The sequence below is a fragment of the Bacillus sp. FSL P2-0099 genome, from assembly GCF_038007445.1.
In the GTDB taxonomy this organism is placed as follows: domain Bacteria; phylum Bacillota; class Bacilli; order Bacillales; family Bacillaceae_G; genus Bacillus_A; species Bacillus_A mycoides.
On record NZ_JBBOXE010000001.1, the window covers coordinates 871387 to 884672 of the forward strand.

A 13286-nucleotide genomic window follows, 5' to 3' on the forward strand; every position below is an offset into this window, starting at 1 on the left:
ACCGGCTGAAAAACTTATAAATAAGTAGGTATTGTTTTACCTTTTTCTTTATAAATGCTATATTAAAAAATGTTACTTATTTTTTGTATGTAGCGCTATTTTTCCATTTTGTTTGATTATGAAGAAAAAGGTTAAACTAAATAAGAACATTTTCATTGAAAAATTGTTCGAAATTGCATACAATCAATATAGTTTTTAAATTCCTATCAGAATACTTGGAGGACTACTATCATGAAAAAATTATTTTCAGTGCTTGCAGTAACTACATTAGCGATTGGGATTGTAGCGGGCTGCGGTAAAGAAGAGAAAAAAGATACAGCTAATCAAGATGCATTACAGAAGATAAAACAAAGCGGTGAGCTTGTAATTGGTACAGAAGGTACATATCCACCATTTACGTTCCACGATACAAACGATAAATTAACTGGGTTTGACGTTGAATTAGCAGAAGAAGTTGCAAAACGTTTAGGTGTAAAGCCTGTATTTAAAGAAACACAATGGGATAGCTTACTTGCAGGAATAGATGCAAAACGTTTCGACATGGTTGCGAACGAAGTTGGTATTCGTGAAGATCGCCAAAAGAAATATGACTTCTCTAGTCCATATATTTCTTCTTCAGCAGCATTAGTTATTGCGAAAGATAAGGATAAACCTGCTACATTTGCTGACGTAAAAGGATTAAAAGCAGCACAATCTTTAACAAGTAACTACGCAGATATTGCTAAGAAAAATGGTGCGGAAATCACAGGTGTAGAAGGATTTAGCCAAGCAGCAGAATTATTAAGTTCTGGCCGCGTTGATTTCACAATCAACGATAAATTATCAGTGTTAAACTATTTAGAAACGAAAAAAGATGCAAAAATTAAAATTGTAGATACAGAAAAAGAAGCGTCACAAAGTGGATTCTTATTCCGTAAAGGTAGCGACAAACTTGTACAAGAAGTAAATAAAGCGTTAGAAGATATGAAAAAAGATGGTACGTACGATAAAATAACGAAAAAATGGTTCGGTGAAAATGTATCTAAGTAGCGCATTGATGTCAGATCGATTGTCTACTTGGATAGATATTATGCAGACTTCCTTCGCGCCTATGCTGAAGGAAGCTGTCTTTACGACAATTCCGTTAACGCTTATTACATTTATTATCGGTATTATACTTGCGACGTTAACCGCGCTCGCACGTATTTCAGGTAGTCGTATTTTACAATGGATTGCTCGTATCTATGTATCTATCATTCGCGGAACACCACTTCTTGTACAGTTATTTATTATTTTCTATGGTCTTCCAACTCTTAATATTGAAGTTGAGCCATATACAGCAGCAGTTATTGGATTTTCATTAAATGTAGGTGCATATGCATCTGAAATTATTCGTGCTTCTATCCTTTCAATCCCGAAAGGACAGTGGGAAGCAGCTTACACAATTGGGATGACATACCCGCAAGCATTAAAACGTGTTATTTTACCACAAGCAACACGCGTATCAATTCCGCCGCTTTCGAATACATTTATTAGTTTAGTGAAGGATACTTCATTAGCGTCGTTAATTTTAGTAACAGAAATGTTCCGAAAAGCGCAGGAAATTGCGGCAATGAACTATGAGTTTTTAATTGTTTATTTTGAAGCAGGTCTAATTTATTGGGTAATTTGCTTCTTATTATCTATCGTGCAACAAATATTAGAAAAACGTTCAGAACGTTATACTCTAAAATAACCCTTTCATAAAAGGAGTTTTTGTTTTTATGATTTCAATTCAACATTTACAAAAAAGTTTCGGAGATAATACCGTATTAAAACATATAGACCTATCAGTTGAGAAGGGCGAAGTGGTTGTTATTATCGGGCCATCTGGATCTGGTAAAACAACATTCTTACGTTGTCTCAACGTGTTAGAAACGCCGAACGCTGGTAACATTCGCATCGGCAATAAAGAGCTCGATTTCTCTCAAAAAGTATCGAAGAAAGATATTGTAAATCTTCGTACGCAAACAGGTATGGTATTCCAGCACCATAATCTATTCCCGCATTTAACAGCAATTCACAATGTAATGGAAGGGCTCGTTACAGTGAAAAAGATGGGGAAAGAAGAAGCGAAGAAAAAAGCAAACTATTTCCTTGAAAAAGTTGGTCTTGCGGATAAAGTAGACTTATATCCGTTCCAATTATCAGGTGGACAACAACAGCGCGTTGGAATCGCTCGTGCGCTTGCGATGGAGCCGGAAGTTTTACTATTTGATGAGCCAACGTCAGCACTTGATCCTGAGCTAGTTCAAGAAGTTTTAAAGGTTATGAAAGAACTTGCTAAAGAAGGAATGACGATGGTCATTGTAACGCATGAAATGCGCTTTGCTCATCAAATTGCGAACCGTGTTATTTTCATGGATGGCGGTGTCGTTGTCGAACAAGGTACACCGGGAGATGTATTTACAAATCCAAAAGAAGAACGAACGAAGAAGTTTTTACAAATGTTGCAATAAATTAAGGAAGGTCTCAAGGCATATGCCTTGAGACCTTTTTGCCATATATATTTATTTTTGGAATCCGCCAAGGCTTTGCTCAGCCATTGCAACTAGACGTTTTGTAATTTCTCCACCAACAGAACCGTTAGCGCGAGCCGTAGAATCTGCTCCTAATTGTACACCAAATTCTTGAGCGATTTCGTACTTCATTTGATCGATTGCTGCTGTTGCACCTGGTACTACTAATTGATTGTAAGAACTTTGGTTTGCCATAGGAATATATCCTCCTTAGAGTTATAAAAATTTTTTTGGTTGGACTAGCTGGATTTGAACCAGATTATCGCCCCGTTTGGCGCTAATCCATCGGTAATTAAGTTTGTACTCATAGTATGGATGTTACCTAGAAAGATATACAAAAAAATAATTTGTAAATTTTGTAAAAAACATTTCATCATTTCGTAAATTATGAAATAAGAGTAATCGTTGTATTTTTAAGAAAGAAGGCTAAACTAAGAGCGAAATCATATGCGTTTTTTTCTTTGTATAACCAGCTTGGCTTACTTAACTTATGATTTGTTAAAGTGAGACAAATTCCAGTTTAGTAAAATGAAATTTAAATTGGGAGCAACTGCATAGTTCTGTTTTAACCCAGGATGGGGCAGAAAAAGGAACTGACCGCGTCTATGCACGGATAGATGCTCTCTTCAATCTAAAAAAAGGGCTTTTTAATTGTTTTTAAACGATAACGTATGGAGGAATCATGATGGGAATTTGCCCGCTTTGCAACGCGCTAGAATCACAAACATATTCTTGTCAAAATTGCCAAGGTATACTCCAAGATTATGGGAAAACTGTAGATTACATAGACGATTACAGTGCATATATGGATCAAGAATTATTAAGTGCAGTAGACGGTTTAACACATAATAATTCACAGGAGTATTGCAATCATGTTTTTTATTGCGGAGTATGTAATGTGGAAACAGAAGTTGTAGTGAAGCTCGTTTAAATAAAAAACTTCCACCTTATGAAGGAGGTGGAAGTTTTTGTTTTTGTATTTGTGAGTTAATCATAGGGGAAGGGATGTTTTCGGTATGTGACGAAGGACCTGATTTTATTTGTGACATTTTTTCTTTCGTGTCGCGCAAAGAGTGTTCAGTTAAATAGATGGCATATTCATAAAATAATTGGCGCGTAAGTTCACTTTGTTCTTTTAACTTTTCATCTTGGAATACAGTTCGCCCCGGTTTAGAATTTGCTTCAAATAGCCACGGGTTTTCCGTGGTGTCTAAACCAATGTCAAAACCAATTTCTCCAATGTTCCCGGTTACTTGCCCATCAAGTGCATAACTGATTTGTAAGGCTGTTTGTTTTAGTTTATTTTCAATTTGAACTTGCTTTGTTGAATCAGGAAATAGTTCCTGAAGTAATTTCGTATCACCGCCGCTATTTACATGAGTTGTTAAGCTACCTTTGCCGGCGATTTTTGCGACGATTGCACTGACTACCCAATTACCAAAATGGTTTTTATTTGTATGAATGCGAAAATCGACGGGTTGCCCTTCGAATCGGAGCAGTGAGATACCTTGTTGTACGATAAACTTTTTTAAATCATGTCCTTTTAACACATGGTTAAGAAGGGCTTCTAATGATTGATACTTTCTTAGTTTGTTTTGTTCATTTTCACGATAACGACAATAGTAGCAATTATCAGTTTGAGAATAGAGTATTTGATGAATATTTCTTCCGAAGCTACCGTGTATTGGTTTCATATAAATGTACTTATACGTACCGAGAAGTCGTTCTACTTGTTCAAAATGTTGAAATACTTCTGTATTTGGTAAGAATGGTTTAATTGAATCTTCTTTCATTAAAAGTTGATGCACTTCCCATTTATTGAAAAATCCCGGATTAAACCACGGAATCCCATAGTCGCTTTCTAAACGTTTTTTTGCTCTTACGATAGGTTTGTAATTTTCTGCTTGCCGATTTGGTAATCGGTCGTAAATGACATTTGGTAAAGGGACTTTGTTTTTTACCCATTTTCCTTCTTGAAAGAAGTACCCTTCAATTGTTTCCTCTTCCCAGTTTATATGTTGAATGCCGAAGACAAATACAAATGGCTGCAATGTGAATGGTGGTGTTAATAACTCACTGAGAGAGATGGAACGACTTCCTAAAGGAGAATTAGAATCATCGTTAAAGCCAGTTGTGAAAATCCCGATTAATGGGCCGAAAACAATGGTTTGATTGTGTAAGAAGGCATGGATTGTTGCTGAATGCGGTAGTAAAAGATCGGCTGCAATCTGTTCGCCAATAATAATTTCTCGCGTGAATGAATAATGAATTTTAATATTCTCACATGTAATATAACGTAAGCCAAAGAAAAAGGATGTAATTGGTGGTGTAATAGAAAAAACGTAAGGTAAAGTAATACTATTTGGATGCTCATCTGAAATACTTAATGTATATATGTGCTCTTTCAACGGGGATTTCCTCCTTTCGTTATGGTGTAAATCGGCTAAACTTTAATGGACCATGAAAAATTTGTTCAGCCAGTTCGTCGTTGTACCTAGTATAAACATCGTAAGAAGGCATCGTATTGACGTACATAAGCCAAATGGCACCTTTTTGATCCATAATGGTAGAAAGCTCTAGTTCAAATAATGAAGAATAGGACTGATCGAGTGTTTTAAACACTTCATTTACAACATCATGTAAAGCATCTTTTAATAATTGAACGCCAGTTGGAGAAAGTAAATATTTAATTTTAGAAAATGGATGTAACATAGAACGTTCTGTTGCTGAAAGTAAAAATTGTGCTGGGAATGAAGATTTTTGTATAAATTGACCGAGCACTTTCCAATTCTGTTCTTTATTTTTTTGCATAATGGTTCGAATATGAATCGGATATGATAGTTGATTTGGAGGTTGTAACATTGGATGAATCATATAACGGAATGAGTGTATGTTCGATTTGCACCATGATATAAATTTATCTGTTCGTTTGAATTGAGTAGAAGTATGATGTTGTTCATTTATTGTATCGATATGAAATGTTTTATTTTTGTAAGTGGCCCGATATAAATTTTCATTGGAGTGTATATTGATTGGTCTTATAATAATATCTCTTGTTTCTAGTAGTAATTTAAAAATTCCTTGTACTGTTCCTTTTATTATTTTTGGTACGTAAGGGGAAAGACGTTTATTAGTAAGAAAAAGATTGTGTAAATCGCTTGGGTTAATAAGTGTGTTGTTTAAAAAGGTAGTGGAAGAACGTTTGTGTAATGAATGAATAATCGCATTTGCTTGTTGGAATTCCTCATCCTCTTTGAAATGACAACGATCATATATATATGAAGGAATGGGAAAGGTTTGATCTATCCAATTTCCTGTATCTGTATCGTAAATAAGACCAGAAACAAGATCTGTCTTTGAATCAATGCTAAACGGTGTGAATTGGGCAACGACGTTATGATAAAGACGAGCTCGCTTAGCGATTTCGGTGTAATACGTTTGCTCGTGATGGAGCCCGGAAGTTAAAAGACCAAGAACCAACGAAATCACTCCTTTAGTAATAAGATGTTTGCATTATAGGCGAAGCTATATATTGCAAATACGTTTTTATACCATTATACTTTTGTCCGTATGATGATATGCTATAGTTTTGGAGAAGTGAAAGGTTGATTGTGATGAATATATGGTTAAATATGTTAATAACGACAGGGCTCGGGGCAATTATTGGAGGATACACAAATCATTTAGCGATAAAAATGTTATTTCGTCCTCATCGTCCGATTTATATTGGGAAGTTTCAGGTTCCATTTACGCCAGGGTTAATTCCGAAGCGCCGCGATGAGCTTGCTGTTCAATTAGGTAAAATGGTTGTAGACCATTTGTTAACACCAGAAGGAATCGGAAAAAAACTAACAAATAAAGAGTTTCAAACCAGTTTAATTCGCTGGACACAAGTGGAAGTTGATAAAGTAATTACAAATGAACAGTCGTTACGGGATATGTTAGAAAAATGGAATTTAGAACATGTAGAAGAAGAGGCGATCGGGAAAATCGAACATGTTATTACAGAAAAAATTCATGCATTTTTAGCAGAGTACTATACATATACATGGGAACAGGCGTTACCTCATTCTGTTCATGAAAAAGTAGAGAATGCGATTCCGAATGTAGCATCTTTTATTTTAAAAAGAGGAATTAGCTTTTTGGAAAGTGAAGAAGGAAAGGAACGCCTTTCAAAAATGATTGATGACTTTTTCGCTTCCAGGGGAACGCTGCTTAACTTAGTTGGTATGTTTTTAGGGAATGTAAGTTTAGTTGATCGCGTGCAGCCGGAAGTCATTAAGTTTTTAGGACAAGATGGAACAGAGCGTCTGTTAACTGATGTACTGCAAAAAGAGTGGGAAAAGTTAAAAGGAAGAGACGTAAAAGAATTAGAAACGTTCGTAGAGAAAGAAATGATTGTGAACTCCATATTGTCAGCGGTTAAAGTAGAGGAAACAGTGAGTAGATTTTTAAATCAGTCTGTTCAGCAAGTATGTGAGCCAGTTCGAGAAACAATCGTTGAAAAAGTGGTCCCTAGCGCAGTAGAGAAAGGCTTGAAGTGGGGGACAGAAAATGTGGGAAGTATATTGGGAAATCTACAGCTTGCGGAAATTGTCCAGCAAGAAGTATCTACATTTTCAACAAAGAGACTAGAAGATCTCGTATTGTCCATTACAAAAAATGAGTTAAAAATGATTACATATTTAGGGGCGTTATTAGGAGGAACAATTGGATTTATTCAAGGCTTGTTACTCTTGTTCCTTAAGTAATAAAGATGGGTGTATAGAAATAAAAGTGAAATTTCTTCCCATCTCTTGCATAGTTTGATATGGTAGGAAGAGGTGCGTATGTAAATGCACTTAAAAGGCAGTGCGAGCGAAAAGCGCTAGCCTTCTAAAGGAGGAAAAATAAAATGACAAAAAACATTCATGATGTTGCATATGAATTACAAAAAACAATCGCTGAAAACGAAGATTTCCAAACATTAAAAGCAAGCTACGCAGCAGTTCAAGCTGATACTGCTTCAAAGAACTTATTCGATGAGTTCCGTACAATGCAACTTGGCCTACAACAAAAAATGATGCAAGGCCAAGAAATCACTGAAGAAGATAACCAAAAAGCACAAGAAGTTGTAACTCGTATTCAACAAGATGCAAAAATCACAAAGTTAATGGAAACTGAGCAACGTTTAAACATCGTTATCACTGACGTTAACAAAATCATCATGAAGCCACTTGAAGAATTATATAGCGCGCAACAAGCGTAATGATGGAAGACGCTCCTAGTATGGGGGCGTTTTTTTTGTGGGGAATTTGATAGTCCTTCCACAAAAAAATCCCCTTCGAAATAGCCATGTGTTAGTGACTATTTTGAAGGGAATATATGATGTATCTTTCAATTTCCCTTTTACATATATAATTACTTGTTGAAATACTCAGTTTTAATATTTTTTTCCTTCAAAAACTTTTCAATCTCTTTTTGCTTTCTACCATTAACTTTCTCAAAGCGTTTTGTAAAAGAAAAATCAGTTTTGAATAAGTTACCATCTTGCGCGAGTTTGTCTAATTCGTCCTCTAGTTCTACTGAAAGTGCCGTAGATGCTGAAATAAAATCATGAATTTCCTTCGAAGGCTGTTTGTAATCATTGGGGATCGTATTGTTACTAATAAAAGTATGGAAATTCGCATCATTTTGTTTTGCTAAATCTACTAGTTGTTTTAATTTCTCTCGGTCGGATTCAGTGACATTCTCGTCAGACATAGATGATGAAAGTGGAACGATGTTTTCGTCTAACTCTCCGCTATAATTTAAATACGTCTTTATATTTTGTTTCATTTCGTCTTCGTTAATCGTTTCATTCTTTTTTGAGGAAGTGAATATAGTTTCTGGAATTTTTATCGTTACATCTTTAATAGATTGCACATCGTTTTCTTCCTTAGGTTGTGCACTGTTTGAACAAGCTGATAGAAATAAAATTGTAAGTAACATGAGTAGATATAAAGTATACTTCTTCATTTTAATCTCCTTTTATATTCATTATTATCTTTGTAAAATAGCTATATTCCATTTCAAATACTTTACTAAAGTTGCGTATAGATGTTTTACCATTTGGTAAGATATGACGGATATGAGTAAACCGCTGCAAAAAGCGATGAACACATTATAAACATCGGAATAACTAATTTGATGAAATCCTTTAAAAAAGCCTAACCCTATTAATAAAATAGGTGAGATGATTAATAGTGGATTAGCAATGATAAGGGCTAGAAGAATCGGTAATAAAAAGAGTAGTACGAAAAAGGCGATAATGATAAAGGCAAAGTTTAAAACACTTAAGCTCATAACAGAAAATAGTGCGGTTATCATATTTTTGAAGCTTCGTTTATTGTCCGTGTTTTGTATTGCATAGGAAACATTAAGCTCTTTCGCGATCGTTTTAGGGTTTCCTAGTTTTCTAGCAATTTCTTCTTCACATTTCCCATCCTGTTTAGCACTGATAAAATGAGTTTCATACTCTGAAATAATATCTTTCTTTTCTAAACTAGGCATATTCCGCAGGGAAGAACTAAGTTGTTCCAAAAATTCACTTTTGTTCATAACAATCACTTTCCTTTATAAAATGATGAATTACAGCTGAGAATTCTATCTTTTGAAAAGGGGATACGAATTATAAGGTGCGTTCCAATTATTGGGCATTCCAATATTTACAAATATACCATTTAGTAATGTTCTTTGCAAGGTACTATAATTTTATTAATACTGTGATTAGATGGGATTTTTTCGTGCATTTTTAGAGGAGATATAAAAATATTATTTTAGGATAAACAAAGGGTTGTAAGCGTATTCCTTAGAGGTTGTCAAAAAACTGTCAAATTCATATCGTTGGAAAAATAATGCATTTGTAATATAATGATAAATAATACTTCACCACATTAATTAACTAGGTGAAATTAAAAATCTTTATTACACACATTATGAAATAAAGGGATGATTAGTTTGAGTACAGGTGTAAAAGCAAACGACGTGAAAACAAAAACAAAAGGAGCAGATCTTGTTGTTGATTGTTTAATTAAACAAGGTGTTACACATGTTTTCGGTATTCCAGGAGCGAAGATTGATTCTGTATTTGATGTACTGCAAGAAAGAGGACCAGAGTTAATTGTTTGTCGTCATGAACAAAATGCAGCATTTATGGCAGCTGCTATTGGTAGATTAACAGGGAAACCGGGCGTATGTCTTGTAACTTCAGGACCAGGGACATCAAATTTAGCGACAGGTCTTGTTACTGCGAATGCGGAGAGTGATCCCGTTGTTGCTTTAGCTGGTGCAGTTCCGCGTACAGATCGATTAAAACGTACGCATCAATCTATGGATAATGCTGCATTATTCGAACCAATCACTAAATATAGCGTAGAAGTCGAGCATCCTGATAATGTACCAGAAGCACTTACTAATGCATTTCGAAGTGCTACTTCTACAAATCCAGGAGCAACACTTGTAAGTCTTCCGCAAGACGTTATGACTGCGGAAACGACAGTAGAATCTATCGGTGCGCTTTCTAAGCCACAGCTTGGAATCGCTCCCACAAATCATATTGAATACGTAGTAGAAAAAATAAAATCAGCAAAATTACCAGTTATTTTACTCGGTATGAGAGCAAGCACCAATGAAGTAACGAAAGCAGTTCGTGAGTTAATTGCTGGTACAGAACTTCCTGTTGTTGAAACGTATCAAGCAGCTGGTGCAATTTCACGTGAGTTAGAAGATCATTTCTTCGGCCGCGTTGGATTATTCCGTAACCAACCAGGTGATATTTTACTAGAAGAAGCGGATTTTGTTTTATCTATCGGCTATGACCCAATTGAGTATGATCCGAAATTCTGGAATAAACTTGGCGATAGAACAATTATTCACCTTGATGATCACCAAGCAGATATCGACCATGATTACCAACCAGAGCGTGAATTAATTGGCGATATCGCTTTAACTGTAAATAGCATTGCGGAGAAATTACCGAAGCTTGTATTAAATACGAAATCTGAAGCAGTTTTAGAACGATTACGCTCGAAATTATCAGAGCAAGCAGAAGTTCCAAATCGTGCTTCAGAAGGTGTTACGCATCCACTTCAAGTCATTCGTACACTTCGTTCTTTAATTAGTGACGATACAACCGTTACATGTGACATCGGTTCCCATTCTATTTGGATGGCAAGATGTTTCCGTTCTTATGAACCACGTAGACTATTATTTAGTAACGGTATGCAAACGTTAGGTGTTGCACTTCCTTGGGCAATTGCTGCTACTTTAGTTGAGCCGGGTAAAAAAGTTGTTTCAGTGTCAGGTGATGGTGGTTTCTTATTCTCTTCGATGGAGTTAGAAACAGCGGTACGTTTAAATGCACCGGTTGTACATCTCGTTTGGAGAGACGGTACATATGATATGGTTGCGTTCCAACAAATGATGAAATACGGTAGAACATCAGCTACAGAGTTTGGCGATGTTGATCTTGTGAAATATGCAGAAAGTTTTGGAGCAATAGGTCTTCGTGTCAATACACCAGACGAATTAGAAGGTGTATTGAGAGAAGCGTTAGAAGCAGAAGGTCCTGTCATTATTGATATTCCAATTGACTACCGTGACAACATTAAATTAAGCGAAAAATTATTACCAAACCAATTAAACTGATGGGGGCATGAGTGAGATGACTGTTGCGCAATTAATTGATATTGATGCAAAAAGAACGAAAATGAGTAATGAAGTATATCAAACATCTACAATGCTTGCGCTATTAGATGGTATATACGATGGTGTTATTAACTTTGAGGAACTGAAAGAACGTGGTGATTTTGGCATCGGTACATTTGATCAATTAGATGGTGAAATGATTGCGTTTGATAATGAGTTTTACCATTTACGTTCAGACGGTTCAGCGGAAAAAGTAGAACCGGAAGAAACAACACCGTTTGCGACTGTAACGTTTTTTGAAAAAGAAATGAGTTATACGGTAGAGCGTCCGATGAATCGTGAAGAAGTGGAAGCATTATTACATGAGTTAATGCCAAGTAAAAACTTATTTTATGGTATTCGAATGGACGGTACGTTCCGTGAAGTTAGAACGAGAACTGTTCCAAGACAAGAAAAACCGTATACGCCGCTCGTTGAAGTGACGAAATCACAACCGATTTTTTCGTTTAAAGATACAGAAGGTACGCTAGCTGGATTTTGGACACCAGATTACGCGCAAGGTATTGGTGTAGCTGGTTTCCACTTACATTATATTGATGATGAAAGAAGCGGGGGAGGACATGTTTTCGACTATGTTGTAGAAAACTGTACGATCCAAATTTGTCAAAAAGCTCATATGCATTTAGCACTTCCTGAAACAGCTGATTTTATGGCAGCTGAATTATCAAGAGAAAACTTAGAGAATGATATTGCGACCGCGGAAGGTGCGGAGTAAAAAGGAATCGAAATTATGTATTCTCTATATAAAGAACCGAAGTCTTGTTCAGGCTTCGGTTTTTTTCATTGATTTGCAATCTTCGAGTGAAATTCCCCTATCCAATTTCACTGCACCGCCTCATTATGTTTCTTTTGTAAAATGAAAACTCAATTTTGAAGCAAAAGAAATATAAATTTCTCTCCAAACATATACATCAAAAGGATAGGGGGGGATATGATGGAAAACTCCATTACTATTAGTTTATGCATGATTGTAAAAGATGAAGAACAAACTATATCAAAATGCTTAGAATCGGTTAAAAGTGTTGTGGATGAAATTATTATTGTAGATACAGGTTCAACAGATGGTACAAAAGAAATTGTGAAGAAGTACGACGCGAAAGTTTATGATTTTCCATGGATTGAAGATTTTTCAGCGGCACGAAACTTTGCGTTTTCTAAAGCTACAAAAGAATACATTCTTTGGCTAGACGCAGATGACATAATAGATACGGAAGATATAAAGAAATTGTTGCAGTTAAAACATACGTTAGATCGTAGTACGGATGCAGTATCTATGAAATATTATTTAACTTTTGATATAGAAGGAAATCCAACACATTCTTTAAGGAGATATCGATTAGTCAACAGAAGTAAAAATTTTCAATGGTATGGATTTGTTCATGAATATTTAGAGGTGTATGGAAATCTTATAAATAGTGACGTAGGGGTAAGTCATAAAAAAGAAAAAGCATATACTAATCGTAATTTGAAAATATATGAAAAACATCTTGAGAGTGGAAAAGAGTTTAGCCCCCGCGATGTGTACTATTATGCAAATGAATGTAAGGATCACAGATTATTTGATAAGGCTGTTAAGGGGTATTCTAGGTTTTTAGATGAAGAAAAGGGTTGGGTTGAAGATAACATTCAAGCTTGTTTAAAAAGAGCCGAATGTTATTTAGAATTGGGGGACTTAAAAAAATCTATACAGTCTTGTTTACAATCATTTACGTATGACACGCCTAGAGGAGAACTTTGTTGCCACTTAGGACGTGTATTTTTGCAACAAGGGGAATATTCTAAAGCGATATATTGGTACCATGCAGCAATTGACGGGCCAAGGCCAAAGGATTCGCCGTTTGTCCGAGAAGAGTGTCATACATGGTTGCCGCATATTCAACTATGTATTTGTTATGATCGAATAAAAGAATATGAAAAGGCAATTTATCATAACGAACAAGCTGCACTGTTCATACCTAATAATCCGAGCATTGAATATAATAGAAAATATTTTGATAGTTTATCGGAAAAATAATATTTAAT

The 13286-nt window shown here is 35.5% G+C and carries 14 protein-coding genes; 9 read left to right on the plus strand and 5 right to left on the minus strand.

What is annotated here, in order from left to right; translation table 11 throughout:
* The first annotated feature begins 231 nt into the window (after window positions 1-231).
* From MKY90_RS04450 to MKY90_RS04460, 3 genes are read left to right on the plus strand one after another with little or no spacing between them, the layout of a single operon-like run.
* Window positions 232-1029: an amino acid ABC transporter substrate-binding protein gene (locus MKY90_RS04450; protein ID WP_002030008.1), complete on the plus strand. Its 798-nt coding sequence runs from the start codon at window positions 232-234 to the stop codon at window positions 1027-1029.
* Complete coding sequence (locus tag MKY90_RS04455; RefSeq protein ID WP_033706449.1) at window positions 1016-1714, plus strand: amino acid ABC transporter permease; 699 nt, start codon at window positions 1016-1018, stop codon at window positions 1712-1714. Before MKY90_RS04450 ends, MKY90_RS04455 begins: the two co-directional genes overlap by 14 nt.
* A 28-nt stretch (window positions 1715-1742) precedes the next feature.
* Window positions 1743-2477, plus strand: coding sequence for an amino acid ABC transporter ATP-binding protein (locus tag MKY90_RS04460; protein WP_078184531.1), 735 nt, complete (start codon window positions 1743-1745; stop codon window positions 2475-2477).
* A 51-nt stretch (window positions 2478-2528) separates the two neighbouring features.
* Here MKY90_RS04460 and sasP read toward each other — a convergent pair whose 3' ends face one another.
* Window positions 2529-2732, minus strand: coding sequence for a small acid-soluble spore protein, SasP family (sasP, locus tag MKY90_RS04465; protein ID WP_000013349.1), 204 nt, complete (start codon window positions 2730-2732; stop codon window positions 2529-2531).
* A gap of 490 nt (window positions 2733-3222) precedes the next feature.
* Here sasP and MKY90_RS04470 point away from each other — a divergent pair, with 490 nt between their 5' ends.
* Window positions 3223-3468, plus strand: a complete 246-nt coding sequence (locus tag MKY90_RS04470; protein ID WP_002087367.1) for a hypothetical protein — start codon at window positions 3223-3225, stop codon at window positions 3466-3468.
* 16 nt (window positions 3469-3484) lie between these two features.
* On the opposite strand, the gene MKY90_RS04475 is transcribed toward MKY90_RS04470, so the two are convergent.
* Together MKY90_RS04475 and MKY90_RS04480 are read right to left on the minus strand one after the other, a co-directional pair.
* The gene (locus MKY90_RS04475; protein WP_003187554.1) at window positions 3485-4945 is read right to left on the minus strand and encodes a YheC/YheD family endospore coat-associated protein; all 1461 of its coding nucleotides are present in this window, start codon (window positions 4943-4945) and stop codon (window positions 3485-3487) included.
* A gap of 19 nt (window positions 4946-4964) precedes the next feature.
* Complete coding sequence (locus MKY90_RS04480) at window positions 4965-6017, minus strand: YheC/YheD family protein (RefSeq protein ID WP_002010850.1); 1053 nt, start codon at window positions 6015-6017, stop codon at window positions 4965-4967.
* A gap of 125 nt (window positions 6018-6142) precedes the next feature.
* Between MKY90_RS04480 and MKY90_RS04485 the strand changes: the two genes are divergently transcribed.
* Window positions 6143-7288, plus strand: a complete 1146-nt coding sequence (locus MKY90_RS04485) for a DUF445 domain-containing protein (RefSeq protein ID WP_063219307.1) — start codon at window positions 6143-6145, stop codon at window positions 7286-7288.
* 143 nt (window positions 7289-7431) lie between these two features.
* Entirely contained in the window at window positions 7432-7785 is a 354-nt protein-coding gene (locus tag MKY90_RS04490; protein WP_063219306.1) for a YlbF/YmcA family competence regulator, read from the plus strand.
* A 152-nt stretch (window positions 7786-7937) separates the two neighbouring features.
* Here the strand turns inward: MKY90_RS04490 and MKY90_RS04495 are convergent, their stop codons facing one another.
* Window positions 7938-8534: an NDxxF motif lipoprotein gene (locus MKY90_RS04495; protein ID WP_063219305.1), complete on the minus strand. Its 597-nt coding sequence runs from the start codon at window positions 8532-8534 to the stop codon at window positions 7938-7940.
* A 24-nt stretch (window positions 8535-8558) separates the two neighbouring features.
* Window positions 8559-9116 (minus strand): HAAS signaling domain-containing protein, encoded by a 558-nt coding sequence (locus tag MKY90_RS04500; protein WP_341090491.1) that lies wholly within the window; start codon window positions 9114-9116, stop codon window positions 8559-8561.
* A gap of 399 nt (window positions 9117-9515) precedes the next feature.
* Here MKY90_RS04500 and alsS point away from each other — a divergent pair, with 399 nt between their 5' ends.
* The 3 genes from alsS to MKY90_RS04515 all read left to right on the plus strand — a co-directional run bounded on the left by alsS (window position 9516) and on the right by MKY90_RS04515 (window position 13278).
* Window positions 9516-11204, plus strand: a complete 1689-nt coding sequence (gene alsS / locus MKY90_RS04505; RefSeq protein ID WP_002125517.1) for an acetolactate synthase AlsS — start codon at window positions 9516-9518, stop codon at window positions 11202-11204.
* Between the two features lie 16 nt (window positions 11205-11220).
* Window positions 11221-11979 carry an alpha-acetolactate decarboxylase gene (gene alsD, locus MKY90_RS04510; protein ID WP_002030021.1) on the plus strand — a complete coding sequence of 253 codons (759 nt, stop codon included), beginning with the start codon at window positions 11221-11223 and terminating at the stop codon, window positions 11977-11979.
* 219 nt (window positions 11980-12198) lie between these two features.
* Window positions 12199-13278, plus strand: a complete 1080-nt coding sequence (locus MKY90_RS04515) for a glycosyltransferase (RefSeq protein ID WP_098168436.1) — start codon at window positions 12199-12201, stop codon at window positions 13276-13278.
* The last annotated feature ends 8 nt before the right edge of the window (window positions 13279-13286 follow it).